This window comes from Streptomyces sp. NPDC046900, assembly GCF_040644975.1.
GTDB lineage: Bacteria > Actinomycetota > Actinomycetes > Streptomycetales > Streptomycetaceae > Streptomyces.
The window spans coordinates 80987-107178 of sequence record NZ_JBEYXD010000010.1 but is presented as its reverse complement, the minus strand read 5'-3'; the positions used below and the strand labels follow the sequence as shown (position 1 = coordinate 107178).

At 69.4% G+C, this 26192-nt stretch carries 19 protein-coding genes, 1 tRNA gene and 3 pseudogenes; 9 read left to right on the top strand and 14 right to left on the bottom strand.

The annotated features are described in order from the left end of the window. Nucleotides 1-4: 4 nt before the first annotated feature. The 5 genes from ABZ904_RS13115 to ABZ904_RS13095 form a co-directional block, all read right to left on the bottom strand. Nucleotides 5-2035: a copper resistance protein CopC gene (locus ABZ904_RS13115; RefSeq protein WP_361823107.1), complete on the bottom strand. Its 2031-nt coding sequence runs from the start codon at nt 2033-2035 to the stop codon at nt 5-7. A 100-nt stretch (nt 2036-2135) separates the two neighbouring features. Continuing rightward, nucleotides 2136-2588 carry a copper chaperone PCu(A)C gene (locus ABZ904_RS13110; protein ID WP_361823007.1) on the bottom strand — a complete coding sequence of 151 codons (453 nt, stop codon included), beginning with the start codon at nt 2586-2588 and terminating at the stop codon, nt 2136-2138. After that, nucleotides 2585-3259, bottom strand: a complete 675-nt coding sequence (locus ABZ904_RS13105; RefSeq protein WP_361823004.1) for an SCO family protein — start codon at nt 3257-3259, stop codon at nt 2585-2587. The genes ABZ904_RS13110 and ABZ904_RS13105 overlap by 4 nt, the downstream gene beginning before the upstream one ends. A gap of 104 nt (nt 3260-3363) precedes the next feature. Next, nucleotides 3364-4113, bottom strand: a complete 750-nt coding sequence (locus tag ABZ904_RS13100; protein ID WP_361823001.1) for a YcnI family protein — start codon at nt 4111-4113, stop codon at nt 3364-3366. A 148-nt stretch (nt 4114-4261) separates the two neighbouring features. Next, nucleotides 4262-5068 carry a hypothetical protein gene (locus ABZ904_RS13095; protein WP_360990856.1) on the bottom strand — a complete coding sequence of 269 codons (807 nt, stop codon included), beginning with the start codon at nt 5066-5068 and terminating at the stop codon, nt 4262-4264. Between the two features lie 243 nt (nt 5069-5311). On the opposite strand from ABZ904_RS13095, the gene ABZ904_RS13090 reads away from it, so the two are divergent. Beyond that, nucleotides 5312-5767 (top strand): ATP-binding protein, encoded by a 456-nt coding sequence (locus ABZ904_RS13090; RefSeq protein ID WP_359390703.1) that lies wholly within the window; start codon nt 5312-5314, stop codon nt 5765-5767. A gap of 288 nt (nt 5768-6055) precedes the next feature. Here the strand turns inward: ABZ904_RS13090 and ABZ904_RS13085 are convergent, their stop codons facing one another. Next, nucleotides 6056-7513, bottom strand: coding sequence for an aminopeptidase P family protein (locus ABZ904_RS13085; RefSeq protein WP_359390705.1), 1458 nt, complete (start codon nt 7511-7513; stop codon nt 6056-6058). 100 nt (nt 7514-7613) lie between these two features. Then, nucleotides 7614-9131, bottom strand: a complete 1518-nt coding sequence (locus ABZ904_RS13080) for a PP2C family protein-serine/threonine phosphatase (protein ID WP_361822996.1) — start codon at nt 9129-9131, stop codon at nt 7614-7616. Nucleotides 9132-9612: 481 nt separating this feature from the next. Between ABZ904_RS13080 and ABZ904_RS13075 the strand changes: the two genes are divergently transcribed. Together ABZ904_RS13075 and ABZ904_RS13070 are read left to right on the top strand one after the other, a co-directional pair. Continuing rightward, nucleotides 9613-10278 (top strand): bifunctional DNA primase/polymerase, encoded by a 666-nt coding sequence (locus tag ABZ904_RS13075; RefSeq protein ID WP_359390711.1) that lies wholly within the window; start codon nt 9613-9615, stop codon nt 10276-10278. A gap of 155 nt (nt 10279-10433) precedes the next feature. Next, the gene (locus ABZ904_RS13070; RefSeq protein ID WP_359390746.1) at nt 10434-10934 is read left to right on the top strand and encodes a hypothetical protein; all 501 of its coding nucleotides are present in this window, start codon (nt 10434-10436) and stop codon (nt 10932-10934) included. A 256-nt stretch (nt 10935-11190) separates the two neighbouring features. Here ABZ904_RS13070 and ABZ904_RS13065 read toward each other — a convergent pair whose 3' ends face one another. The 3 genes from ABZ904_RS13065 to ABZ904_RS13055 form a co-directional block, all read right to left on the bottom strand. Continuing rightward, complete coding sequence (locus ABZ904_RS13065) at nt 11191-12156, bottom strand: DUF5926 family protein (RefSeq protein WP_359390714.1); 966 nt, start codon at nt 12154-12156, stop codon at nt 11191-11193. A 562-nt stretch (nt 12157-12718) separates the two neighbouring features. After that, a complete protein-coding gene (locus ABZ904_RS13060; protein WP_359390716.1) occupies nt 12719-13261 on the bottom strand; it encodes an ATP-binding protein in 543 nt (180 codons plus the stop codon). Between the two features lie 193 nt (nt 13262-13454). Continuing rightward, nucleotides 13455-14264: a glycerophosphodiester phosphodiesterase gene (locus ABZ904_RS13055; RefSeq protein ID WP_359390719.1), complete on the bottom strand. Its 810-nt coding sequence runs from the start codon at nt 14262-14264 to the stop codon at nt 13455-13457. 277 nt (nt 14265-14541) lie between these two features. Between ABZ904_RS13055 and ABZ904_RS13050 the strand changes: the two genes are divergently transcribed. Both ABZ904_RS13050 and ABZ904_RS13045 read left to right on the top strand, forming a co-directional pair. Beyond that, nucleotides 14542-16014 (top strand): trypsin-like peptidase domain-containing protein, encoded by a 1473-nt coding sequence (locus tag ABZ904_RS13050; protein WP_359390722.1) that lies wholly within the window; start codon nt 14542-14544, stop codon nt 16012-16014. A 95-nt stretch (nt 16015-16109) separates the two neighbouring features. Beyond that, nucleotides 16110-16194: transfer RNA gene (locus ABZ904_RS13045), tRNA-Ser, on the top strand. Between the two features lie 965 nt (nt 16195-17159). Here ABZ904_RS13045 and ABZ904_RS13040 read toward each other — a convergent pair. Continuing rightward, nucleotides 17160-17896 (bottom strand): annotated as a pseudogene (locus tag ABZ904_RS13040) (NUDIX domain-containing protein); the annotation flags it as partial. A 520-nt stretch (nt 17897-18416) separates the two neighbouring features. Here ABZ904_RS13040 and ABZ904_RS13035 point away from each other — a divergent pair. Further along, nucleotides 18417-18758, top strand: coding sequence for a DUF5713 family protein (locus tag ABZ904_RS13035; protein WP_361822991.1), 342 nt, complete (start codon nt 18417-18419; stop codon nt 18756-18758). Nucleotides 18759-19273: 515 nt separating this feature from the next. Continuing rightward, nucleotides 19274-19588, top strand: a pseudogene (locus tag ABZ904_RS13030) (cation-translocating P-type ATPase); the annotation flags it as partial. 43 nt (nt 19589-19631) lie between these two features. Here ABZ904_RS13030 and ABZ904_RS13025 read toward each other — a convergent pair. Beyond that, nucleotides 19632-20576: a hypothetical protein gene (locus ABZ904_RS13025; protein ID WP_361822988.1), complete on the bottom strand. Its 945-nt coding sequence runs from the start codon at nt 20574-20576 to the stop codon at nt 19632-19634. Nucleotides 20577-21215: 639 nt separating this feature from the next. Here ABZ904_RS13025 and ABZ904_RS13020 point away from each other — a divergent pair. Beyond that, nucleotides 21216-21632: a hypothetical protein gene (locus tag ABZ904_RS13020; protein ID WP_361822986.1), complete on the top strand. Its 417-nt coding sequence runs from the start codon at nt 21216-21218 to the stop codon at nt 21630-21632. Nucleotides 21633-21808: 176 nt separating this feature from the next. Here the strand turns inward: ABZ904_RS13020 and ABZ904_RS13015 are convergent, their stop codons facing one another. After that, the gene (locus tag ABZ904_RS13015) at nt 21809-22312 is read right to left on the bottom strand and encodes a hypothetical protein (RefSeq protein ID WP_361822983.1); all 504 of its coding nucleotides are present in this window, start codon (nt 22310-22312) and stop codon (nt 21809-21811) included. A gap of 971 nt (nt 22313-23283) precedes the next feature. Here ABZ904_RS13015 and ABZ904_RS13010 point away from each other — a divergent pair. Beyond that, a complete protein-coding gene (locus ABZ904_RS13010) occupies nt 23284-24657 on the top strand; it encodes a hypothetical protein (protein WP_361822981.1) in 1374 nt (457 codons plus the stop codon). 640 nt (nt 24658-25297) lie between these two features. Here ABZ904_RS13010 and ABZ904_RS13005 read toward each other — a convergent pair. Beyond that, nucleotides 25298-26171: pseudogene (locus ABZ904_RS13005) on the bottom strand (helix-turn-helix transcriptional regulator). Nucleotides 26172-26192 lie beyond the last annotated feature (21 nt).

Here is a 26192-nt window from a genome sequence, read left to right as displayed (position 1 = left end):
TGTCTCAGCCGATCTTCGCGTTCTTGGTGACGGTCACTTGGTCGATGTCGGACGTCCGCACGGTCACCGCGATCTTCCAGTCGCCCGCCATGGGGATCTGCACGCCGATCGCGGACCAGTGGCCGATGGTGATGTGGTCGGGAGCGACGGGCAGCGGGCCGATGCTCTTGGACTCGAGAGTGAAGGCCACCTTCACTTCGGGGACGTCGAAGGGCTTGCCGTCGGGACGCACCACGTAGAGGTGCATCTCGTTTCCGCCGACGCGGGCCGGGTCGAGGGTGAACTGCACGGTTCCCTTGCCGTCCTGGCCGCCCGTGTCGAAGGGCATCTTCAGCGACAGGGGTCCGGACCGCTGTGTCGCGGAGGCGGTGGCGGCGCTGGCCGCCTCCTCCGTGCGTCCCGGCTCGGTGGTCGTCAGCGCGGTGGTGACGGCGAGCACGACGATCGCCACGGCCGCCTCGGCGAGCACGGAGCGGCGCAGCCCCGAACGGACAGGGTCGGAGTCCCGGGTCCGCTTGGCCCGGGCGGCGGCCATCGCGGCCTGCTGCCGGGCCAGCTGCGCGGCGCGCTCGGACCGCTTGGACGCTCCGGACCCCTTGCCTGCGGAGCCGTCCTCCTGGGAGGCCCCGCTCCGGCCCGCAGCCGCCTTGGAAACCCTGCCCTTGGCCGACCCGCGACCATTGGCCGACGCCTTGGCCGCCACGGGCGACCACTTTTTCGACGTCGTACGCCGTACCGTCACCCCCGAGGCCGGCGCATCCGCCAGCTGGGCGGTCCAGCGCCGGGAGATCCAGGCGAGGCCGACGAGGACGGCGACCAGACCGACCTTCACGAGCAACAGTCGGCCGTAGCCCGTCCCGGTCAGCGCCGACCACGAGCCGAGCTGACGCCACGACTGGTAGACGCCGGTCACCGCGAGCGTCGCGACGCTCCCGAAGGCGAGCCGCGAAAAACGCCGTACGGACGCCGCCTCGATCGACGGCGCCCAGTACAGGGCGACGAGCAGCGACGCGAGTCCGCCGAGCCAGACGGCGACCGCCAGCAGATGCAGAATGTCCACCGGCATGGCGAGCCCGGTCTGGATGCCGGTCGAGGCATGCTCGGCCATCGCCCAGGTCGCCGCGAGCCCCGCCGCGACGACCGTCCCGCCGACGGCGAGCCCGAAGGTCAGGTCCTTCTTCTCCGCCGCCCGGTCCGCGTCCTCCCCGTCCGAGGCGCCGTCACCCGGTGTGCTCTTCTCGTTGCCGAGCACACCGGACCCGTCCTCCACACCGTCGGCGTCCCGTTTCACATACGCCCCGAAGAGCACCGCGATGAACAGCGCGCCCGCCGCGAGCAGCAGCAGCCGGGAGACCAGGGCCGCTCCCGCCTTCGTCTGCAGCACCGGGCCGACCAGGGAGAGGTCGAAGATGTCCGCGACCTTCCCCGACCCCGTGTACGAACCGCGCAGGAGCAGCAGCGCGAGCGTGGCGGAGGTGAGCGCCACCCATCCGGAGACCACGAGCCGCTGAACCGCCCGCACGCCGGCGCCCCGCTGCCAGCAGGCCAGCACGAAGGCCGCACCACCGATCATCACGATGAACCCGGCGTAGGACACGTACCGTGCGAACCCGTAGAGCCCCCCGACCACTCCGCCTCCCGCGCCCTGGCCGGAGGCGACGACCGCGGTCGCGGACGGGGCGCCGATGGAGAAGGTGAAGGCGCCGGAGACGGGGTGGCTGTCCGCGGACACCACCTGGTAGGTGACCGTGTAGGTGCCGCGGGCCAGCCCCGCGTGCAGCTTCACGCCGTACATCGTGCCGCTCAGGTTGGACGCCTGGCCGGTGTCGACGCGCTGTCCCTTCGGGTCGAGGACCCGCAGCGAGCCGTCGGAGAGCGCCACCTTCTCGGAGAAGGTGAGGGTGACCTGGGTGGGCGCCTTGTCGACCACCGTTCCCTGCGCGGGGTCGCTGCCGAGCAGCGCGGCGTGCGCGGAGGCGGGGGCGGCGGCGCCGAACAGCGCGCCCGCGACGGCGAGCAGCAGCGCCAGCAGCACACGGACAGCCCTGGTCCGCAGCGTGCGCGGGAACGCCGTGCGGACGGTCCCGGGGACGTGCCCGTCGGAAGCGATGGCCTGCGTCACGGTGATCCCTCTCTCAGTGCCCGGTCATCGGGTTGTACGTCGCCGACTTCACCGGCATCTCGACCGTGACTGTTCCGGACTTGGCAAAGTGCAGTTGCACGGACACCTTCTCGCCCTGCTTCGGCTTGCGGGTGAGCTTCTCGAACATGACGTGGTTGCCGCCGCTGGCGAAGTCGAGCTTGCCGTCGGCCGGCACGGCGAACGACTTCTCCTCCTCCATCTCGCCGCCCTTGGTGGAGTGCAGCGTGACGTCCGCGGCGAGGCCGCTGGTGACGGAGGTGAGGGTGTCGGCGCCGCCCGAGTTGGCGACGGTGAAGAAGCCGGCCGCCAAGTCGCTGGAGACCGGGGCCGGCATATAGGCGCCCGTCACCTTCAGTTGGGGATGCGCCGAAGCGGAGCCGCCGCAGCCCGCGAGCACCAGCCCAGCCGCTGTCGCCGCCGCGGCGCAGCCGAGACGGCGGTTCACGGGTTCTCCCCCTTGACGATCTTGGGGAGGTCCTTGATGTAGTCGTCGACGGTCGTGTCCTCGCCGTACACCGCATAGCCGCCGTCGGTCTTCGGCGAGAACGCGATGACCTGGGTGCCGTGGGTGGAGACGATCTTGCCGTCCTTCTCCTTCTTCGGCGCCTCGATGCTGATGCCGAGGCTGCGGGCCCCGGCCTGGATGGTGGCGAAGTCGCCGGTCAGGCCCACGACATCGGGATCGATGCCGCCCAGCCAGGTGCTGAGCGCGGTGGGCGTGTCGCGCTCCGGGTCGGTGGTGACGAACACGATGCGCAGCGAGTCCTTCTGCGCCTGCGTCAGCTCCTTGCTCTTCTCCACCTCCTTCTTGGCGACCGCGAGGTTGTTCATGGTCAGCGGGCAGACGTCGGGGCAGTGGGTGTAGCCGAAGTAGATCAACATGGGCTTGCCCTTGGTCTCGGCCCTGAGGTCGTACTTCTTGCCATGGGTGTCGGTGAGGACGAGGTCCGGCTTCGCGAACGGCTGGTCGAGCACGGTCCCGGCCTTGTCCGAGCCCGGCTCCATGGAGACCTGCGCGACCGGCTTGCCGGTGTCGTCGCCGGAACCGCAGGCGGAGAGGGTGAACGCGGCGGCGGCGAGAAGGCCGGCCGCGATGAGCGTTTTCTTCTTGTGCATTGAGAAATGTCCCAGATGTGAGTGCTCGGTGTGCGCCGGGGCCGTGCGCCATGCGGCACGGCGTGTCGTACGGCCCCGGCGCGGGCCCGGAGGCGAGATGGAGGTCAGGCCCCGGTGACGCGCCGACGGCCGGCCAGGACGCCGTACGCCACGCCCGCCGCGCCGACGACGATGCCCACGACGCCGAGGACGCGGGCGGTGGTGTCACTGCCGCCGGAGGATCCCTCGGCCGTGGTGTCCTTGCCGGGAGAGGTGGCGGAGGCGTCCTCGGCCGCGGAGCCGTGGTGGCCGGAGGAGGCGGCGGAGGCCAGTTCGAGCACCGGGGCGGGGTTCTCGGGCTCCTCCTGGCCGTCCTTCTGGAGTTCGATCCAGCGGACGGTCTCCTTGTTGGAGTACGTCTGCAGGGCCTTGAAGACCAGTTGGTCGGCGTCCTCGGGCAACGGGCCGAGGGAGAGCGGGAACTTCTGGAAGTAGCCCGGTTCGATGCCCTTGCCGGTGGCGGTCCAGGTGATCTTGGTGACGGCCTCGTCGATCTGCTCGCCGTGCATCGTGAGCGGCTTGTCGAGCTTGGACTTGGTGATCTGCACCGTCCAGCCGTCGATCGGCTGCGGCATCACCGAGGCGAGCGGGTGGTCGGCCGGGAGGTTGACCTCGAGCTTGGTGGTCGAGGCGTTGTCGCGCTCGTTCGGCACCTTGAAGTCGACGACCGCGTAGCCGCCCTTGGCGGCCTGGCCCTCCGGCTGAACCGTGACGTGCGCGAACGCGGGCGAGGACAGGACGAGCACGGCCGATGCGGCGGCGGCACCGGCGACGGCGACGCGGGAAGCCCGCAGGGACCCGTTGATGGCCTTCATGGCAAAGAGCACTCCACTCCGAGTGAGAGTCCGTTGATGAAGAGGGGTGTACGCGTGCGCAGGGGTGACCTCTGGGGCACACCGCGGGCACGCGCGCATGCCGCACGACGGCAGCCCCTCCCCATGACGGGTGGAGTGGCGCGTCGCGTCAGGCAGCGAGGAACTGAGGAGTGAAGGACGGCGGTCCGCGCCGGATCACCGTGTGTTGCAGTGCGGTCGTCCGCGCCTTCGGCGGAACGAGGAAGACGGTGTGCGGGGCGCGCGGCCCGGCTTCCGGTGTCGCCGGGAGCCCGGCCAGCAGGGCGCGCGCGAGCGCGAACGCCGACCGTAGGGACCGTACGAGCGCCCCCTCCGCGACCCCGTGCGCCGACAGTCGCATGAGCCGGGTCAGCGCCATGTCCCCGTGGCGCAGCACCCATCCGGCGGCGACGGCCGCGAGGACGTGTCCGAGCAGCATGGGCACGGAGGGCAGGACCGACCACCACGAACCGGCCGTGGCCGGGTGGTGCATGGCGGCCATGTCGGGGCCCGTGCCGAGACGTGCGTCGGTGAGGATCTTCTGGGCCTGCGCGGGGGAGATCGCCGCCGCGGTGGCGCCGCACATGATGTGCGCCGCCCGCGCCACGAGCGAGGCGTCGTACGAGGGCATCGTGTTCGGGGCCATCGACATGGCACCGGAGTGCTGTCCCAGTCCGAAGAGCGTGTGCAGCGCGACCTGGCCCACCGCGAGGACCGCGGCGATGCCCGGCAGCGAACGCTCCCGCCCGGCGAGCGGAGCGGCGACGGAGAACACCCCGAGGAAGCCCGCACCCAGCGTCCACAGCGGAACCGTGGCGCAGGAGGCGAGCCCGTGCCCCGCGGCGGCCAGCACGACGCAGACCGCGGCGAACACCGCGGCCCGCAGAGTCCGGAGATCACCTCCGGTGCGCACCGTGCGCTGGTGGGGGGCACTCATGGCGGCCTCATCATCCCACTGGCCACGCGGGCTTCGTACGGCAGGTCCGCAAGGTGACATCCGTACGGTTGTCGGAGGGGCGATCCGGAAGATCGCCTTCTGGTGAGAACGGTCTAGCGCATACACCGGTCCGCTGCCCGGCGCATCCGCCGAATGAGCGGGATCTCGTCCGTCGGGCGATTGCGGTCCGGTACGCGCGGCAATACGTAACGGTATGTCGAGCCGCGGCCAGGAGGCTGGAGCATGAGCATCTGGTGGTCACTCCATCTGCGGCGCGAAGCTGCGAGCGTACCGCTCGCCCGGCGGCTCCTTCTGGGCACGATGGAGACCGCGGGCGTCGACCCGGACATCTCCTACGACCTTTCCGTCGCCCTCAGCGAGGCCTGCGCCAACGCGGTCGAGCACGGCGGCGGCACCGCGCACGGCGGTATGTCCGAGGCGTACCGGGTCACGGCCTACCTCGACGGCGAGACGTGCCGTATCGAAGTAGCCGATTCGGGCCCCGGTTTCCCCACCGGCAGAACCCGGCCCTTGATCCGGCCTGCCCGCGCCGACGCCGAAAACGGGCGTGGCCTCTGTCTCATCCAGGAACTCGCCGACCACGTCCACATCGGCAACAGGCCGGACCGGACCGGTGCGGTGGTGAGCTTCGACAAGATCCTGAAATGGAAGAAGGACGCCCCGCTGGTCGCCGTGTAGGGAGAGGCTGTGAGCTTTTCGGGGGAGCGGACGCGACGCGCGGCCGCAGTCCGATAACGCGGGGCGCGCGCACGTGGGGCGCCGCCCGAAGCCTGTCGTTCCGTCAAGTACCCCTCGACGACGAGCTGGTCGTACGCCGCTTTCGCAGTGCGTCCGGAGAAACCCAGCTAGGTCGTGGGCCGCCGGAGCGCCCGCGGCCGCGTACCCGGTCCTGCGAACGCTGATCCCCTCGTATGCGATCGAACGGCCGGGTACCGCCCTTGCGGTACCCGGCCGTTCGATCGCGTATCAGCCCTTCAGGGCGGCCATCCACGCCTCGACCTCGTCGGAGCGCCGGGGCAGACCCGCCGACAGGTTCCGGTTGCCGTCCTCCGTGACCAGGATGTCGTCCTCGATGCGGACGCCGATGCCGCGGTACTCCTCCGGGACGGTCAGATCGTCCGCCTGGAAGTACAGACCCGGCTCGACCGTGAGCACCATGCCCGGCTCCAGCGTGCCGTCCACGTACGTCTCGACGCGTGCGGCGGCGCAGTCGTGCACGTCCATGCCGAGCATGTGGCCCGTGCCGTGCAGGGTCCAGCGGCGCTGCAGGCCCAGCTCCAGGACGCGCTCCACCGGGCCATCGACCAGACCCCACTCGACCAGCTTCTCGGCCAGCACCCGCTGGGAGGCGTCGTGGAAGTCGCGGTACTTGGCGCCCGGCTTCACCGCCGCGATACCGGCCTCCTGGGCCTCGTAGACGGCGTCGTAGATCTTCTTCTGGATCTCGCTGTAGGTGCCGTTGACCGGCAGCGTGCGCGTGACGTCCGCGGTGTAGTAGGTGTGCGTCTCGACACCCGCGTCCAGCAGGAGCAGGTCGCCGGAGCGGACCGGGCCGTCGTTGCGCACCCAGTGCAGGGTGCAGGCGTGCGGGCCGGCGGCGCAGATCGACCCGTAGCCGACGTCGTTGCCCTCCACGCGCGCGCGGAGGAAGAACGTGCCCTCGATGTAGCGCTCGGAGGTGGCCTCCGCCTTGTCGAGGACCTTCACGACGTCCTCGAAGCCGCGCACGGTCGAGTCGACCGCCTTCTGCAGCTCGCCGATCTCGAAGGCGTCCTTGACCAACCGCATCTCGGACAGGACGACGCGCATCTCCTCGTCGCGCTCGGCGGTCACCTTGTCGTGCAGCGCCGTCTCGATGGCGGCGTCGTACCCGCGGACGACCCGGACCGGGCCGGTGGCCTCCTTCAGCGCCTCCGGCAGCTTGCGCACGTCCGCCGCGGGGATGCCGTACAGCTGCTCGGACTCGGTGAGCGAGTGGCGGCGGCCGACCCACAGCTCGCCCTGGCCGGAGAGCCAGAACTCGCCGTTCTCCCGGTCGGAGCGGGGCAGCAGGTAGATCGTCGCCGAGTGGCCGTCGGAGGTCGGCTCCAGGACCAGGACGCCGTCCTCGATCTGGTTGCCCGTGAGGTACGCGTACTCGACGGAGGCGCGGAAGGGGTAGTCCGTGTCGTTCGAGCGCGTCTTCAGGTTGCCCGCGGGGATCACGAGACGCTCGCCCGGGAAGCGCGCGGAGAGCGCGGCGCGGCGGCCGGCGGTCTCGGTGGCCTGGGCGATCGGCTGCAGGTCGCGCAGCTCCGTGTCGGCCCAGCCGGACTTCATGTTCTCGGCCAGCTCGTCGGAAACGCCCGGGTACAGGCCGTTCTTGCGCTGCTTGATCGGCTCTTCGGTCTCTTCCGGGGTCTCCGGAGTGAGCTCGTCCGCCACGGTCATCCTCCTTGAATACGGCACTGGGCCTCCTCCATCGTACGGTCGCACTGAAGGGGGCCCCGGCCCGGAGGACCTGTTACCGCAGGCAGTCGCGCCCTCACTCGAAGCGCGCGGCCAGCAGGACCACGTCCTCGGTGCCCTCCGTCCGGCCGGGGCCGTCCGGCAGCACCGTCCGCAGGACGTGGTCGGCGATGGCTCCCGGGTCGACGCGCATCGGTCTCGGCACGCTCGCGGCCGCCGCGTGCAGCCGGGCGAAGGCGCGGTCCATGGGGTCGCCGGTGCGGTGCAGCAGGCCGTCGGTGTAGAGCAGGACGGTCTCGCCGGGCTCGGCGGTCAGTTCGATGCTCGGCGCCTCCCAGCAGGCCAGCATCCCGAGCGGCGCCGACAGGGAGGTCTCCACGAACTCGGTGCGGCGCGGGCCGGTCACCAGCGGCGGGCTGTGCCCGGCACCGGCGAGCGTGAGCTTGCGCAGTGCGGGCTCGCAGTACGCGAACAAGGCGGTGGCCGTCCGGGCGGGTTCGGTGAGCCGCAGCAGCAGCTCCAGGTCCGACAGGACCGCCACCGGGTCCTCGCCCTCCATCACGGCGTACGCCCGCAGGGAGGCCCGGAGCCGGCCCATCGCGGCGACCGCGCTGGGCCCGGACCCGGTGACCGAGCCGACCGCGAGACCGAGCGCGGCGTCCGGCAGGGACAGCGCGTCGTACCAGTCGCCGCCTCCGTAGGGGCCGCTGCTGCGCCGGGCGGCGAGCTGGACGCCGGGGAGCCGGGGCAGCCGGGCGGGGAGCAGCTCTTCGGCGATCGTCGCCATGCACGCGCGCGTGCGCTCGAGTTCCACGATCCGGGCCAGGTGCTCGGTCGCGTACCGGATGTAGAGACCGGCGAGGTGACGCTGGCGCTCGACCGGCTCGGCCGGTTCGTCGTAGAACCACACGGCGGCGCCGAGACGGCCGGCCGCGTCGGTGGACAGGGGGAGGGCGTAGCTGGCGGCGTAGCCGAGCCGGGCGGCCACCTCGCGGTGACGGGGGTCGAGCCCGTCCTCGGAGAAAAGGTCGGGCTCGGCGATCTCGCGTTCACCGCCCGGCAGCCCGTCCAGGATCCGGCCGTACGACATGGAGCTGCGCGGCACGGTCTCGATGTGCCCGAGGTCGGCACGGGCCAGCCCGAGGCCGATCGTTCTGTCGGGGCCCAGGCCGTCACGCGGTTCCAGCACGAGGAGACCGCGCCGGGCGCCCACGAGGGCGGCCCCCGCACGCAGCACTTCCTGCAGCGCTTCGGCGAGGGCGGACGTGCGCGCCAGACGTTCGGTGAGTTCGTGGAGCGTCGTCAGGTCGGAGACCCAGCCGGCGAGCCGGTCCTGGAGGAGGGCGACCTCGCCGACGGACCCGGGTGAGACGCCCGAGGGGACATCCGCGGAGGCAGCCGGCGGCGCGACAGTGTGTGCGGGCGGGAGAACCGTTGAATCGATTCCGGCCACTTTCGAAGGGTGAGGGGCGTTCATGGCATCCGGCTTTCGCACCGGTGCATATTGCTCGATAGCATCGCAAACCCCCATGTCAATCTGCGCCGCTAGCAGTGGCTCCACATGTACACGCACTCGTGAGGAGATGTCCAGCATTGTCCTGCTGGGATTCCTGGTGTCCGAGGGGCGCTCCTACTCTCCTGCGCCAACGCAAAGTTGGCTTAAAACAGCCTCAGGTATCCGCTAATTGGGGTCGACTGGCCTCGTTCGACGGAGCGTCACAGCGGTCGTGATGGGTACGTACTCGGTGAAGGCCAGGGGTGGTCGGGAGTCACCCGGAACCTGGCGCCGGACCCGGGCGTCTTAACCACCGACGACCGTGCCCCATCCTCCCCTGGCGGAGGCGGAGAAGAAGAGCGGGACGGCAAATCGCCAGGTGCCGCCACCCCACGCCATGCCCATGCTTGTGATGGGCGCAGTATGGACGCGGACGCAGCCAACGCTCGACCCATAGGGGTTCCCCTTGTCCAAGACAAGGGTGTGATGCGCCAGTAGGTACGCACAGTGAAGTGATCGACACATGGTGTGATGTGACCCACGGTGTTGCCAGGCGTGCAACGGAAAGGAACGAGCGCTCATGCGCGAGATCCTCGGAAGGCGACGCAGGCTCCTGTCCAGGCGGAACAACGGAAGGCCTGAGTTGATCAGCGCGGCCCTGACCTTCGCGACCCGATGGCAGTGGCCCGTTCTCCCGGGTGTCGCGGCCGACCCGCAGGGGCGAGCCCGCTGCGGGTGCCCCGACCCGGAGTGCACGGTGCCCGGCGCACACCCCTTCGATCCCGGACTGCTCGCGGCCACCACGGACGAGCGCATGGTGCGCTGGTGGTGGACCAACCGGCCGTCCGCACCCATCGTGCTGGCCACCGGGGGCCGGGCGCCCTGTGCGGTGAGCCTGCCGGCCCTCGCGGCCTCGCGGGCCCTTGCCGCACTCGACCGCAAGGGCATGCGCCTCGGCCCGGTCGTCGCGACGCCGCACCGCTGGGCGATCCTCGTGGCGCCCTACTCGATGGAGCAGCTGGGCGAGCTGCTCTACGCCAAGGACTTCGTCCCCGGTTCACTCCGCTTCCACGGGGAGGGCGGCTATCTCGCGCTTCCGCCCTCGGAGGCCGGCCCCGGGGAGATCCGCTGGGAGCGGGCGCCGCTGCCCGGCTCCGCCTCGCCCTGGGTTCCCGATGTGGAGGCGGTCGTGGACGCCGTTGTGGAAGCCCTCACTCGTACGGGTGTGAGTGCGCCCGAGTTGTAGGGGTGTCGGGCGTTCGGCGAACCGGGCGCCCCTGATCGGCCGATATCTTCGGCCTCATGGTGATGCGTCCCGGGGGACACGGGGATCTGGGGCACGGAAGGGGATCGCGAGCCGTCGACCGACTCGAAACCGGCAGGTTCAGGCTGCTGGTGCTCATGGGCGTGGTGGCGGCCGTGCTCGCGCTGCCCCTCGCCGTGGCATCCGCCGGTCCGGTCGGCGAAGCGGATCGCGCGGCGCTTCGCGAGCCCGCGCACCATGACGTGAAGCTGCCCACCTCCGCCCGCTCCCCGCTCCTGGGCCCGGGGCTCACCACGGCCGCCCGCTGCGGTCCCCAACTCTCCTCCGCCGACGGTATCGAGGCGCAGACGTGCGTGATGACACAGGGCCAGGAGACCTGGGCACGCACGTACTACCGCAATGCCACAGGGGAGCGGCTGAGTTCCGTGCTGAGCTTCATGGGCCCACAGGGGCGCAGTATCGAGATGCACTGCGCGGTGGCCGCCGCGGACGACCCGGGGGCCTGTGAGACGCCACGGCAGCGGCTGAAGGGGGAGCCGGTCGTGTACTCGGCGGTCGCGGAGTTCGCCGGGGCCGAGGGAAGCGGACCGCTGCTGCTGCGTGCCGGAAGCGACACCGCCAGGGGGAACGCAGAGTAACTCGGCAGATCCGCACGGAAGTTGGCGCCGACCCGGGTTCGGGACCGTACGCACACATGGAAAGACCCGGTTGCTGGCGACGGGGGATGCACCAGCAACCGGGCTACTGGAACGGTAACAAGAGATCGGCGGTTCGCAAATTCGGTCTCGGCTATTCGGACACGGATTCGCCGGTCGCAGACGGGACTTGTGACGGGAGTCACCTATCGCGTGAGCCTACGACGAGCTGACCGGTCGGTCAGCGGAACGCCGTGGCTCAGCTGAGCGTGACCTGGCGGTTGGTCAGTCCGCCGCGCGCCCGGCGCTCGTCCGCGGTGAGCGGTGCGTCCGAGGCGAGGGTGTCCGCGAGGCGCTCGGCGAACTCGGCCGCCGGCTTCTCGACGTCCTCCGCGCTCATTTCGCTAGGCAGGTCCCAGACCGGCACCGTGAGCCCGTGCGCACGGAAGGAGCCGACCAGACGCGTGCCCTCGCCGAGGCTCGACCGCCCGGCCGCGTGCAGCCGTGCGAGAGCGTCCAGAAGCCGCTCCTCCGGGTGCGGCATGACCCATCGCAGATGGTTCTTCTCGGGGGTCTCGCACCAGTACGCGGAGTCCACGCCCTTCAGCTTCACGGTGGGGATGGCGGCCTCGTTGGCCCGCTCCAGCGAGGCGGTCACCTCGGGGGTCGCGTTCTCCACGTCCGGGACCCAGAACTCGAAGCCGCTGTGCACCACCGGCTCGAAGGCGCTCTGCGGGTCGAGCAGATCCTGGAGCCGCGGGCCGCCGGCGGGTGCACGCCTGGCCTGGACCGGGCTGCCCGGTGCGGCGGTGAGGGCACGCTCGAGGACGTCCGCGAGATCGCGGCTGATGTCGCCCGACGCCGTGTCGTTCTGCAGGCCGATCAGGACCGAACCGTCGTCGCGGCGCAGCGCCGGCCACGCCATCGGCAGCACCGTGGCGAGTGTGACGGAGGGGACACCCTCGGGGAGCTCGTCCCTCAGCTTCAGCTCGACGGTCGCCGCGGGTACCAGCTCGCGCAGCGCCACCCAGTCGCACTCGCTGTGAAGCCCCTCGAACGGGCGCTGCACCAGCTCGGTCGCCGCATGCGCGGCGGCCCGACCGTGGCAGGCCTTGTAGCGGCGTCCGCTGCCGCAGGGGCAGGGCTCGCGAGCGCCGACGACCGGGATCTCGGCATCCGTGAGCTGCGGGCGCTCGGCCTTGGTCTGGGGTCGCTTCTTGGCCATCGTGGATGTCTCCCGGTTACGGCTCGTTTCGTACGGGCGCGAGCCTAGTCGCTCGTACGACGGCCGACGGGATCCTGTGGACAACGCACCGAGTCGTGCCCGAAGGGATGCTTCGGCCCGGGCCGGAATCATCCGTACGGGCCTGCTCGGCGGGCGGTGCGGGGAGCGGGCCGCCTTGGGCGCGAGCGCTTGGGCCCCGTTGCCCGTGTGACCGCTTCGGTCCGGCTGTCGGTGGGAGTGGGCCGGTTCCGTTGTCAGGGTGACCGCCGCTGTCCGATTGTCTGTGCGACCGTGTCGGTCTGGTTGGTGATGTGGGCGGATCGGCCCGGTCGTCGGCGCGGGCTGTCGCAGTCCGGCCGTTCAGGTCCGATCGGCTCGGTGCGGGCTTGCGGAGCCGACCCGTTCGAGTCCGACCGGCTCGGTGCGGGCTTGCGCAGCCGGTCGTTCGGGTGCGGACGGCTCGGTCCGGGCGGTCGCCGGTGCGTCGGCCGGGTCCGCGGTCATCCCGGTCGCAACGGCCTCAGCCCCGTCCTCGCGTCCGTAGGCTTCGTTCCTCGCGACCTCAGTCCACGTCCTCGAACGCGTCGGTGAAGTCCAGGTCGGGTATCTGCGACACGGGCGGCGCCGTGATGCGCGTGGCGAAGTCGTCCCGACGGTGAGCCGTGCCGACGTCGTCCTGCACCACCACCCAGACCGTGACCTCGCCGCGGGCGTCGTCGCGTACGCCCCAGTCCTTGGCCAGTGCCGTGATGATGTTCAGCCCGCGACCGCCGTGTGCGGTGACCGAGGGCGTCGCCGGTACGGGACGGGTGGGACCACCACCGTCCGTCACCTCCACCGTGAGCCGCCCGGAGACGTCGACACGCCATGCGGCGAGTACGTCCCCGTCCCCCGTCAGCCTGTCGCCGAGCGGCCTGCCGTGCCGGCAGGCATTGCTGAGTAGTTCCGAAAGGATCAGTACGGCATCGTCGATGACCGATTCCGACACGCCACCGGTTCGCAGTTGATCACGCATCCGGTGTCTTGCTTTCCCCACGCCCGCAGGACCATGGGGTACGGCCATGCTCGACGACGTGGGCACCTCCTGTGCCACCACCAACGCCACCCCCGAGACCTCCTTCGCCCCACGCCACGGTGTGAATGCCCCAACGGACTGGGGCGGAAACCGTCCGCGTACGTGTGCTGACGCACTCGTAACGGTCGAACACCATCCGAACGCGCCGGAGCACTCCTTGTAATGAGGGTGGCCGGATTTCGACGCCTATGGGGAGCAATAAAGGACCCGGAACCGATGCCTCTCAGCGACCGAGCTGGCTCAGCACCGCGCGCGGCCGGTTGGTGATGATGGCGTCGACGCCCAGCTCGAGGCAGAGGTCGACGTCCTCCGGTTCATTCACAGTCCACACGTGCACCTGGTGACCGACCTGCTTCAACCGCTGGATGTACGCCGGGTGACTGCGCACGATCCGCATGGAGGGGCCGGCGATCCTGACACCCGCCGGAAGGCGTCCGTCGCGCAGCCGGGGAGAGAGGAACTGCAGCAGATACACGGTCGGCAGCGTCGGGGAGGCGACCCGCACCCGGTGCAGTGAGCGCGCCGAGAAGCTCATGACGCGCACCGTCGACTCGGCCGGGGAGGCCGGGGACTCCAGGCCGAATCGCTTGAGCAGGAGCAGCAGCCGCTCCTCGACCTGTCCCGCCCAGCGCGTCGGATGCTTCGTCTCGACGGCCAGGTGGATGGTGCGTCCGGCGTCGGCGATGAGTTCGAGCAGGCGCTCCAGGGTGAGAACCGAGGTGTCCTCCGGGTCCTGAGGGCGGTGCTCCCAGTCCGGCTCCTCGTCGCGGCTCTTCCAGGAACCGAAGTCCAGGGCGGCGAGGTCGGCGAGCTCCAGCGCGGAGACCGCACCGCGGCCGTTGGACGTACGGTTGACGCGGCGGTCGTGAACGCAGACGAGATGTCCGTCCGCGGTCAGCCGGACATCGCACTCGAGGGCGTCGGCACCGTCCTCGATCGCCATCTTGTACGCGGCCAGGGTGTGCTCGGGGGCCTCTTCGGAGGCTCCTCGGTGGGCCACCACCTGGACCAGGTGCTGTCGTGCGTGGGTCACCGCGTCATGGTGCCACCGTCACGGGGCATGTGTGGGGTCGGAAGGCGACGCCAGGCCGTCGGCGAGGCGTCGGGAATGCAGATTTTTGTTCGGACAGGTCCCATATAAAGGTAGGTCGGCGACCCACAGCCACCGCTTATGGTGGCCTGACGTCCGGTGGGAAAAGCTTGACGGCGTACAACAGACTGGCACAGCTGAACGCGCCCGGCGCCGCCCAGGGTGAGCGAAGGCGCCGGAACGAACCCAGAATGACTGCCGTGGAACGAGGAGAAGAGCTGTGAGCACCGAGAACGAGGGCACTGCGGTCCCCCCGGCCCCGTCTGCACCCCCCGTGCCGGTGGACGCTCCCGCTTCCGCGCCGGACGCGGCTCCCGAAGGGCACACGCCCGCGGCGGATGCGCCCCGGCACGACGGGGGCAGCACCGCGCCCGCGGGGAGCACACCGTACGGGCCCGGCGCGCCGCAGCAGGAAGGCGCGCCGACCGCTCAGTTCCCGCAGGGACAGCCGGGAGGTTTCTCGGCCGCCGAGGCAGGCTGGCCCCCGCCTCCGCCGGCCACTCCGGCCTACGCGGGTGGCGGCGCGGGCGGCGCCTGGGGTGCCTCGTACCAGGCGCCCGCACCGAAGCCGAGGAACGGCCGTGGCGGTCTGGTCGCGGCGGTCCTCGTCGCCGCGCTGGTCGCGGGCGGTGTCGGCGGCGGCATCGGTTACCAGCTGGCCAAGAACGACGACTCCGGCGGTTCGACGACCGTCTCGGCCGCGACCAGCGGCGGTGACGTCAAGCACGACAACGGCTCGGTCGCGAGCGTGGCCGCCAAGGCGGTGCCGAGCACGGTGACCATCGAGGCCGAGAGCTCGAACGGCCAGGGCGGCACCGGTACGGGCTTCGTCTTCGACACCCAGGGCCACATCGTCACCAACAACCACGTCGTCGCCGACGCGGCCGACGGCGGCAAGCTCACGGCGACGTTCCCGAGCGGCAAGAAGTACGACGCCGAGATCATCGGCCATGCGCAGGGCTACGACGTCGCCGTCATCAAGCTCAAGAACGCCCCGTCGGACCTCAAGCCGCTCCCCCTCGGTGACTCGGACAAGGTGTCGGTCGGCGACGCGACGATCGCGATCGGTGCGCCCTTCGGCCTCTCGAACACGGTGACCACGGGCATCATCAGCGCCAAGAACCGCCCCGTGGCCTCCAGCGACGGCAACTCCAGCAGCAAGTCGTCGTACATGAGCGCCCTTCAGACGGACGCCTCGATCAACCCGGGCAACTCCGGCGGCCCGCTCCTGGACGCCCGGGGCGCGGTCATCGGCATCAACTCGGCCATCCAGTCCACGAGCGGCGGCGGGCTGGGCAGCAGCGGCCAGTCCGGTTCGATCGGCCTTGGCTTCGCGATCCCGATCAACCAGGCGAAGTACGTCGCCCAGCAGCTGATCAAGACGGGCAAGCCGGTCTACGCGAAGATCGGCGCCACGGTGTCGCTGGACGACAGCACCGACGGCGCGAAGATCACCGACCAGGGCTCGGGCGGTTCCTCCGCGATCGAGGCGGGCGGCCCCGCGGCCAAGGCCGGCCTCAAGCCGGGCGACGTGATCACCAAGCTGGACGACAGGGTGATCGACAGCGGCCCGACCCTGATCGGCGAGATCTGGACCCACCAGCCCGGCGACAAGGTCACCATCACCTACCAGCGCGGCGGCCAGTCCCACACGGTGGAACTCACCCTGGGCTCCCGGGCCGGCGACAGCTGATCCCGGCCATGGGGCCGCGCGACCGACGCTGAACCACGCGCGCGTGTGCCACCCGTTACTCTTGTCCCCGCGCCCGCCGATCCCGGCGGACGCGGGGTGGGTTGCCCGAGCGGCCTAAGGGAACGGTCTTGAAAACCGTCGTGGCGCGAGTCACCGTGGGTTCAAATCCCACACCCACCGCTTGCAGGTCAAAGACTGTGCAGGTCAGAAGGGGTGCCTCTGAGTGAGGGGCACCCCTTTCTGCGTGCGGTCTGTCTCACCGTGGCTCGCCCGTATCCCACCTCTGACCACTGTGTGTGGGCCATCTGCGGGCCAACCTTGGCCTATACGTCCTTGCTCAGCTCGAGTGCGATGAGCTGGTTGGGAACGCGTCCGACCGCCTTGGAGGATCTTCGCGTAGAAGCGGTACAGCACTGCGATGCTGTGCCCGGCACGCTGAGCGACTTCCGCGGGGTCGACACCCGATTTGATCCACAGAGAGACACCGGCGTGACGCATTGAGCAGGGCACCTTCGCCAGAGGGGACGCCGCTTCTTCTCTTCTTCTTTCGACAGCACGGCGATGCGTGCGGCCTCCCACATATCGCAGTACTCCGTGGAGCGGACCCGCCCGCCCTGCGCCGCGCGGAACAGACGGCCGTCCGGAGCGGTCCCGTACCGTGCGATGTGGTCACGCAGCATGCGCACGAGAACGGGCGGATTGGGCACTGCTCGCGTCGCTCCACGGGCTCTACGCTTGAGGTTACGAGCCTCGTATGAGGCCCCGTCGTCGGTCCATCCGCCACCAACCTCTGGGCGACTTTCCTCCAGCAGCAGCTCGCCCCACTCGTCGGCCGTCTCCGGGGTCTCGGGCGGCAAGGTGCAATCCGCGGCCTTGAGAGAGGCGATCTCGGCGGGGCGCATGGCGGCGTAGTACAGGCACCCGAAAAATGCGCCCAGATGCTCCCCACGGGGCCGGAGTCTCGTACGGCCCCGATGAAAGCCCGGGCGAGAGCGGGACCCGGCACGTACCGGAAATCGATCTCGTCGTCCGTCTCCGGCGGCGTCCAGTCGACGCGGGGTAGCGCGTTTACCGTACGCCGCAAGCGCATGGTGCTGAGCAACTTGCTGCGATACACGGTCGACGAGAAAGGGTTGTTGACCGCCAGCCACGAGGGTGCCCGAGCCGATGAGTTCACCTCGCGCCAGCAGCCCGGGGATATCGGAGAGAGGCACCCAAGCGATGTGCCCGGCCTCTTCCAGGTCTGTCGGCTTCCCCACGAGCTTGGCGCCCTTGCCCACGAAGATCTCGTGCGGCGAGTCGACCATGCCCACCATGGGCTGATAGGTGACCACGTGCTCCAGAGCATCCGGCCGCCAGCCGGTCTCTTCCTCCACTTCGCGCAGCGCCGTCTGTGACGGGTCTTCGCCCTCATCGACGATGCCGCCGGGCAGCTCCCAGCCGAACGAGTCGGGGACGAAGCGGTAGCGCCACATCATCAGGACGCGGTCCTGGTCGTCGATGACGGCGGCGATAGCCACGTGATGAAGTCTTACGACGTGATGCTGGAAGCGCTCGACACCAGGCGGCTCCACGTCGACGAGGGGGGCTGAGCTTCACTCAGCGGTTGTCATAGAGCGTCCGCATGGATCTGCCACGGCTCCACATCCGCTGGCGCCTCGGTGGTCACGGACCGATCCGGCACGCGGTAGGAACTGCGGCCATGGACCTCGATGACGCCCTCGGCAACGAGCCGCGCGAGCACCTGGCGTAGAGCCGTCCGGCCAATGCTCAGCTCTTCTGAGAGGGTCCGCTCAGACGGAATCTTGGAGCCAGGCAGGTACTTCCCCGTTGAGATCCACTCGCGGATCGTGCGGTAGACCCGCTCCGACTTCGGTCCCATCAGATGAGCCAACTCCTTGCGTCCCTTGATACCGGTCGGCTCCAGCGTTGCCGCGTGCCTACTCACGCGAGTAGGGTCACCCGGACCGAGATGATCACTGAGGGTCACTGAGGGGCGCGGTAAGACTTTCCCTACTTCATCAAGCCCCGGCTGCGCTCCGCTCCGCCGGGCGCGCTCCCGGCTCCGCTCCGCGCGACGCTCCTGCCTTCGGCCCGCTCCGCGCGGGCTGCGCCGACGCGCGCCCTGGAGAGGGTTGGCCGGCGGCATGAGGTCAGAACCCGTCGTGGCTGGGGCGGTCGGCTCCACGGCTTTAGGCAGCCACCATGGGGCGAGCCTCGAAGATCATGGCCCCAACGTCGTGCTTTACCGGGCAGGTCCACAGACTGCCCGACGCGCCGGAAGCTTACGGGGCCATGATCACTCGCCCCATGGCAGCTCCCGCCCAAAGCCGTTCCACCGACCTTGTCAGTGCCCTGGTGCATGATCGGCGCACCGGTTCTGAACTGAGGATGGGCGGGCGATGGCTATCACGAATCAGCAGGTGGCAAAGCATGCGTTTCTGGAGGGGATGTACTCGGACACGTACTTTCCCGATTCCGTGGTCGACAAGGGCAGGGCGATCCTGCTGCGACTCTGCGAGCGGATCGAAGCCGAGCAACCGACGGACCTGCCCTCCCTGTACGTGCTCACCCATGCCGCGACTGAGGAGTTCAACGACCTGGAGGCCGAGTTCGATGCAGCGGGCAGTGAACTCGACACCGTCGCCCGCGAGATGATCGGCGAGGGCTTCTGGTTCGTGGCGACGGCCTACGGCTACCGTGAGGCCGACGCAGAGGAGCTGATCGCACCCCGGGATTGGTGACCACAGTCCCTGAACTGACATCAGTGCCCGACACCAACAGGCACGAACAGCATGGGGACCTTGTGCATCGAGTCCTTCGCGCTCATGGAACGCAACATGGGCGCGGCCATCGATCCCGGGTGGATGGACACGCGCTTCGCACCGTGCTACTCGCCTCACCCTCCGAGCTCTTCGGGCAGTCGGAGGCAGCGTGGCTCCCATGAGCACACCGAGCACGTCCTCACACGAGACGCGGCGAAGTCGGAGCCGTCATCGGGCCGTCCGAGGTGAACCAACGTTGACAGGCATCGACAGCCATCGCCAGCGTTTACGCTGGCCAGAATGCCCCAGCCGGGAAGACTCCCACGTGGGAGACTGGCTGCACCACTTCCAGAAGAACTGATCGAGTGCCCCTTGCGCCCTTGTCCCGGTCATTGAAACTCCCGGCCAAATTCGCTACGCCGACCGCTCGGTACCGTGCACCCTGTGGACTCTGAAAACAGTTGCGGGCCGAGGAAGGCGGCGCCTGGCGAGATCTGATCGTCCGGCACCACTACGCGGGTCCTGGCTCACTGGACGCGGAGACCAGCGCGGCGACCCTCACTCTGTTCCTGATCTCCATGTGGGTGCTGGCGATCGTCGCCCGGCCCTACACCTGGTGGCGCGTCACCCTGGTGGCGGCGATGGGCGTGGCGTTCCTGTTCGTCCTGATCGTGCCCGCCCTCCAGCGCTTCTTCGCACTGAAGCTGGTCGGGGTCGCCATCCCGTGGATCGCGGTGGGCATCGCGGCGCTGGCGGCGGTCGCCCTCGAGTTCGTCTGGAAGTGGGTCGACCGCCGTTTCCCGGCGTGACGCGGTACCTGGCGGGCACCGCGTCGCCTGCTGCCGCGGAGTCTTACTTCACGTCGACGTAGTCACCCGTGGCGTTTGCCGCCCCGGTCGTCGGGGAGCCCGCGAAGCTGAAGCGCCAGTAACCGTCGTACTTCGCGGTGGTGGTCGTCTTCAGGTTGCCGTACGAGTCCGAGTACACCGTCTTGATGGTGGTGTACGTGGTCGTGCCCGCCTTCCTGAACTGCAGCTTGACCGGCTGCTTCGCGTAGCCCTTGTAGGTGTTGGTCTCCCAGTCGGCGCGGGTCAGCTTGCCGGTGGCGGTCAGGGTCTTGCCCTTGGCGACCGGCTCCGGTCCGGCGTTGACCGTCAGCTTGGCGAAGCGCTTGACCTTGGTAGTGCCGAGACCGCCTTGGTCGGCGTACCCGACCTTGGTGATGTCGAAGGTGGGGCTGGACGGGTCCTGGCCGTTCAAGTCGATGGCCAGGGCACCGGCGCTCCAGGTGCCCGCGTCCGCGTTCATGAGGTCGCCGTCGGCCGCGTAGATGTCGACGTTGCCCTTGCAGGTGGCGGTGGTCGACGAGGTGGCCGTGCAGGTGGCCGGGGCGTCGCCGAAGAGCTGGTTGCTCATCAAGTCGTACGAGCCCTTGTAGATGTACGGGCCGGTCTGGAAGTCGGACGAGGTGATGTCGACGTCCGCGCCGTGCGTCAGGGTGTACGAGACCGGGATCGCGACGTGGTTGGTGGTGCCGACCGAGTACGAGCTGCCGATCTTGAAGTTGGAGAAGGTGACGTTCAGGGCGTACGGCTCGTCGGCGGTCCCGGTGGCGGCGCTGAACGCGGTCTTGCCGGAGGTGGCGGGAGCGGCCTGGGCGGTGTGAGCGGCCTGCCAGACCTTCGCGACGTCTTCGCGGTGGGACGCGGCGGAGTCGACAGCCTGCGCGGCCGGCACGGCGAAGGCGGAGAGAGCCAGGGCGCCGGAGACGGCGGCCACGGTGGCACGTATGCGCATTGCGTTCCCCAAGTGGAGAAAGGGGCCCACGGGTTGGCTTCACGTGGGGCCCGAGTGTCTGGTGAGTCTCTTGACTCGCGTGATCAGATCCGCGGCCGAATCGCATGGTTGTACGGAGGTGGAACTTTTTGTCGCAGCGTTACTGGACCGGACCCCGCTGTCCGGTCCCCGCCTCCCGGAGGGGGCGCGGGGACCGTGGGGCGCTTGCCGGGTCATGAGCCGCCCGGCAGCCTGTATGACCTTCAATGACCGATCTCTGTAGAGCTACGGATCAGAAGGTGCCCGTGCCCCATCCGTGCCCGATCGCACGGGGAACCGCGGGGATTCACGGTGCCGAGCGGGCACCGCACAACGCGACGGCCCCTGACCGTATCGCCTGATCAGGGGCCGCTCACCTGCGCGGTGGGTGTGGGATTTGAACCCGCGGTGACTCGCGCCACGACGGTTTTCAAGATCGTTCGTGCGCTTGACCCGCCCATTGAGACTCCGCCGACCGCGCTTGCCCCCTCGGGCATCATGCTGGCACGCAAGGACTGGCACCTCACCAGAACACGGGACGGTCACGTCATCGCATCAACCGGCTACGAGCCTCTCACGTGATGATCAGCGTCCTTACCTGCGCATATACGATCCCCGACCATGAAGCGTTCGATGATCGCGCTGGTCAGCGCAGGAGCAATCACGCTCACCGCAGGCGGGTACGCCGTCGGAGCGACGCGGCACGACAGCGCATCCGAGCAGTCCGCTACGTGCCAGCAGGCCAGCAACGACTTCGGGAAGCGGGCCAGTCAGCTGCGGAAGCAGAAGAAGCGCGAAGCCCATGATGAGGACTACCTCAACTCCATAAACGCGTACGCGGAATCGGCCCAGGTGCAGATCCTCGGCTTGATCGTCGAGCAGAATCCGACCTGTTTCGGTGACGCGACTCGTGCCGCAGCGGCGTATCTGCAGAAGCCTCGATCCACGGACGCGGAGGGCGCCGCGGGGGAGGATGCCGCCGCCTGTGAACTCCTCAGCATCCCGTTCAAGGACTGCTCGGTCACAGCAGACGACTGAAGTTGCTGACGGCGCGGCGCAGGTCGTGCAGCCTGTCGTGGTTGCCTGACACCAACAGCTGAAACTAACAGCGGCGAACAACCCCGGACGTCTACGGACCGTCCAGCAGGTGAGAGACATACCAGCCCGAGGTCAAGTGCCCAGCAAACTTCCTTCGGGACGAAGCGGTCGTGGTTTCACATCCCGCCATCTGCAGGCACACGGAATACCGGGCCTCGGGCACCCAGGACCCCGGGCACGCCCTGCCATAGGGCTGCACCGTTCTCCCGCTCCCAGCCCGCTGTCCCCCGGGACCGCACCCACGCGGCCAGGGCTGCCGGAATCAACATGACGGGCGGCATCACCTCATGGAACGCAACGCCGATGAGCACCATCCAGCAGCCTCCCGCGCCGACGAATCCGGCCGTGCGCCGTAGCGACAGCCGTCGCGCCGCGTCCTGGCCGGCGCGCGGTTCGTCGACACCGTCGATCTGCGCGGCCTGCTCGTACTTGCGGCGGAGCCGGGCGGGGAGACGGAAACCGAGTGGCAGCAGCGCCAGGCACCCCAGAGTGACCGCAACCGTGCCGACCAGCAGGGTCTCCAGCCGGTGAGTCGTTCCGATCAAGAGCAGCAACAACCCTTCGGACAACACCGCGCCCGCGCCCATCATCAGCGCAGACGTCTGCTCGAAGTACACCACCCTTATCAGCCCGGGTCCGGCACCCTCAGTCATAGAGTCAGCTCTCTGCCCGGACACCCGCACGGGCAGGGTAGATCCAACGCCGCGCGGAACGCGGGGTCAACCGGCCACGTGTCAGAACATCGTCAAGACTGTCCCGCCCCAGCGCCCGGGCTCGCGCAAGGCAGACATAGCCACGTTCAAGGGGCAGTTGGATGCTGTCGCCGACCCCGCGAGTGCCGGCACCATCGCTTTGCTCGCCCAGTACTGCGACGACCCTCTCTCGTAGAGGGCTCGGTGGTGCATCAGTCACGACCGTGGCCGTCTCAATTTCCGTCTCATTCAGCCCCGTTCACCGCCGTTCAGGCGAGACCTATGGCCGAGCCCGACCCGGCGACCGTCCACCCATGAACCCAGGTGAACGCCCCCGAACGACGCGTACCACGCCACCAACACAGTTGGAAAGCGTGTTGGTGGGGACCTGCGCAGCCTGCCGTTCCGGCCGGCAGACGTTGTCGGGCCGGATCATGATCCTGGCCGCACGATCAACTCGCCTGGAAAGCGAACGGTCGCGGGTTCGACCCTGGCCCCAGCCACCGCCGCCTTACCAGGGCAAACACCCCCTCCGGGATCTTCCGGAGGGGGTTTTCGTATCGGGTACGCCAACGGCCCCAGCCGTGCCCTTCGTGCATGCACCTCGACGGCAGCCGTTGAGGGGCAGCCGGGTGCACATCCCGGGCCGTGCGGCTCAGCCGTTCGGACGAGTCAGAACTATGCATCGGCCTCGCCCGAGGGCCGTCCCGTAGCGGCCTTCAACCCGCGAGAGTGAAGTCCGCTCGGCCATCTGGCCGATGCGCAGCGTGTCCGGTTTGGAGGTTTTTCGGTGCAGGCCAACCTCGCCCCCAAAAGCCGGGGCGAGGTTGCCGAAAGCCGAAAGGTGCTGCTGCACGATGAATCAGACCCTGACCCGCTTCCGAGCGTGCACCGTCGCGGTGTCCGCCGCACTGGGCCTGGTGACGGCCCTGGCAGGTGGCGCCACGGCCCAGACACAGGCGGTTGACCATGCCACCAGCGTGCACGTGCCGTGCAAGGTCAAAGATCTGGTCGAGGCGATCAACACGGCCAACGCCTCACCGGGCGCCGACACCCTCCGGCTGGCCCGTAAGTGCACCTACAAGCTGACGTCCCCGGACACGGCCAATCCCGCCAACGGCTTGCCCGCCATCACCAGCGAGATCACCATCGACGGCAACGGTGCGACCATCACACGCGCCAAATCCGCCCCAGACTTCCGCATCCTCCTCGTGGCCGACACGGGCACCCTGACGCTCAACAAGACCACCATCAGCGGCGGCCGGGCGACAGACTGCCCCATCATCCCCGGAGGAGCGGGAGCGGTCTGCGGGGGCGGCATCAACAACCAGGGAACCTTGACGGTGAACCACAGCCGGGTGGTCCACAATGCCGCCGATTCCGCCACCGACGGCATCTCTGTGGAGGGCGGCGGCATCGACAGCGATGGGCCCGCGGCGACTTTGAACGACACCGATGTCAGCAACAACACCGCCATCTACACCGGCAAGACTGCGGGCACCGCCGACGGCGGCGGGATCGGCAACGACGGCCCTCTCACGCTCAACCGCAGCCGCGTGACCAACAACACCGTGAGCGTCACCGAGAACCCCGACAGTTTCGCGTTCGGTGCCGGCCACGCCGCTTTCGCGACGACGACGATCGACCACAGCACCATCAGCGACAACCACGCGAGCGCCCCGGGCGGCACCGCGCGCGGTGCTCTGTCCAACGCCGTTGACATGAAGGTGACCGACACCGTCATCAGTCGCAACACCACCAGCGCCCCGCGCGGCCTCGCCACGGGCGGCGGAGTCGCGAACAACGCCCCCATGCGCATGATCAACACCCGCGTCATCGACAACACCGCCACCGCTGCAGGCGGTACCGCGCGGGGCGGCGGGATCAGGAACGGTGCCCTCGGCGAGCTCATCATGAAAAGCAGCAAAGTGCTCGGCAACACGGCCAGCGCTCGCGGCGGCACCGCCCAGGGCGGGGGCATCGACAACCCTGAGGGCGGCACCGTGACGACTCATCGGTCGGACATCAGCGGCAACACCGCCAAGGCTCCGGACGGCGGCACCGCCCAGGGCGGGGGCATCTACAACGCCGCCGGCCTCACGGCCACCGGCTCCACGACCCTGAACGACAGCACCGTCACCGACAATAAAGCCTCCGACGGAGGCGGCATCTTCAAAGCCTCCGGCACGGTCACGCTGAACAACACCGTGGTCAGGCGCAACAAGCCGAATAACTGCGCCCCGCCGAACAGCGTTCCCGGCTGCATTGGCTGAGCCCATCGGCGAGGCCCGTACCCCGCGCGGTACGGGCCTCGCCTGCAAGCTGATGTCCACGTGAGGTCGCCTCGCCCTCCGGGCCAGTCCTGCCGCCACCGGGCGCCCCCGAAGACGGCCTGCAAAGCGGGCGGCCGTCACATCGACGCTGACATCAACGTCCGCAGACAACGGCATCCAAGCCCGCACGTGCGCAGTCGTCATCCTCGCTCAACGCCCCACCCTGCTGGGGCCAGAGATCGCCTGAAAAGCGAACGGTCGCTGCGGTCCAGCCAGGTGCTTGATGCGATGGCTGTGGGCCATGTGTGGGCCAGCGGGAGGATAAGCCGTCTCCTTCAGGGCGTTGACGCAGGTCAGGGGCCGAATCGGCAGCGACACCACAACGCTCTTGAAAACCGTCGTGGCGCGAGTCACCGTGGGTCCAAATCCCACACCCACCGCTTGCAGGTCAGAAGCATCGCAGGTCAAAGGGGGTGCCCCCGTCATCGGGGGCACCCCCTCTGCATGCGCTCTGTCGCGTCCTGATCCGCGGTATCCCACCTTTGACCAGCGCATGCGGCCCACCTGTGGCCCGGACTTAGGGGCGTCTTCCGCCGACCGGACCGCCGGATGCCGAGCCGGTGTCCTGCGGCCGGCCGCCTCACCGTACGGGCAGGCCGGTCTGCCCTGTGGGAAATCCCTGGATACCGAGTACCCGCAGCAGGTCCAGCCGCTCGCGGGTCTCGGTGTCCGCCGGGGTGAGTACCACCAGTTGCTGACCCTGGTCGGGGGTGACCAGGGTCTCGCAGTCCATCAGCAGGCGGCCCACCCGTGGGTTCAGGAAGGTCTTGCGGTCAGCGCGCCGGACCGCCACCTCGTGCTCGGTCCACAGCCGGCGGAAGTCGGCGCTCGCGGCCTGCAACCGGTCGACGAGTCCGGTGACTGTGAGGTCGCCGGAGCGGCGGCCGGCCGCCGCGCGCAGGTCGGCCACGAGCTGGCGGGCGTGGTACTCCTGCTCCTCGGGCGGGCAGATGGCGCGGGCAGCGGGGTCGGTGAACCAGCGATGTACGACGTAGCGCCGATCGCCGGAAAAGCCGGTGTGGTCGCCTGACAACAGGACGGCTGCCCGGTTCTGGGCGAGGACCTCGCCCAGGTCGGACAGCACCAGGGCCGGGGTGTCGCCGAGCAGATCGAGCAACGTGTAAGGCCGGCGCGGGCCAGGCGGGCCACCCAGTCGGCGGGCGGGGCTGGTGGCCCGCCAGCTGGAACAGGCGGTCGCGCTCGTCGTCGGACAGACGCAACGCCCGGGCCAGCGCCCCCAGCAGCTGGGTCGAGGGCTGACTGCTGCGGCCGTGCTCGAGACGTACGACGTAGTCCACCGACACACCGGCGAACATGGCCACCTCTTCCCGGCGCAGGCCGTTGGTGCGGCGGCGGGGGCCGTCGGCGAGGCCGACCTCGGCCGGGCGGATCGCCTCGCGGCGGCGGCGCAGAAAGTCGGCGAGCCGTGATTCCCCGCACGATCCGGCACGGATGGGGCTCGGCAACTTCTGATC

Bases quoted from the DNA above. Each gene is read 5' to 3' on its own strand.
- ABZ904_RS13090 (WP_359390703.1), top strand. From the start codon at position 5,312: ATGAGCATCTGGTGGTCACTCCATCTGCGGCGCGAAGCTGCGAGCGTA.
- ABZ904_RS13025 (WP_361822988.1), bottom strand. From the start codon at position 20,576: ATGCGCATACGTGCCACCGTGGCCGCCGTCTCCGGCGCCCTGGCTCTC.
- ABZ904_RS13075 (WP_359390711.1), top strand. From the start codon at position 9,613: ATGCGCGAGATCCTCGGAAGGCGACGCAGGCTCCTGTCCAGGCGGAAC.
- ABZ904_RS13020 (WP_361822986.1), top strand. From the start codon at position 21,216: ATGAAGCGTTCGATGATCGCGCTGGTCAGCGCAGGAGCAATCACGCTC.
- ABZ904_RS13070 (WP_359390746.1), top strand. From the start codon at position 10,434: ATGGGCGTGGTGGCGGCCGTGCTCGCGCTGCCCCTCGCCGTGGCATCC.
- ABZ904_RS13100 (WP_361823001.1), bottom strand. From the start codon at position 4,113: ATGAAGGCCATCAACGGGTCCCTGCGGGCTTCCCGCGTCGCCGTCGCC.
- ABZ904_RS13065 (WP_359390714.1), bottom strand. From the start codon at position 12,156: ATGGCCAAGAAGCGACCCCAGACCAAGGCCGAGCGCCCGCAGCTCACG.
- ABZ904_RS13105 (WP_361823004.1), bottom strand. From the start codon at position 3,259: ATGCACAAGAAGAAAACGCTCATCGCGGCCGGCCTTCTCGCCGCCGCC.
- ABZ904_RS13095 (WP_360990856.1), bottom strand. From the start codon at position 5,068: ATGAGTGCCCCCCACCAGCGCACGGTGCGCACCGGAGGTGATCTCCGG.
- ABZ904_RS13035 (WP_361822991.1), top strand. From the start codon at position 18,417: ATGGCTATCACGAATCAGCAGGTGGCAAAGCATGCGTTTCTGGAGGGG.
- ABZ904_RS13080 (WP_361822996.1), bottom strand. From the start codon at position 9,131: ATGCTGGACATCTCCTCACGAGTGCGTGTACATGTGGAGCCACTGCTA.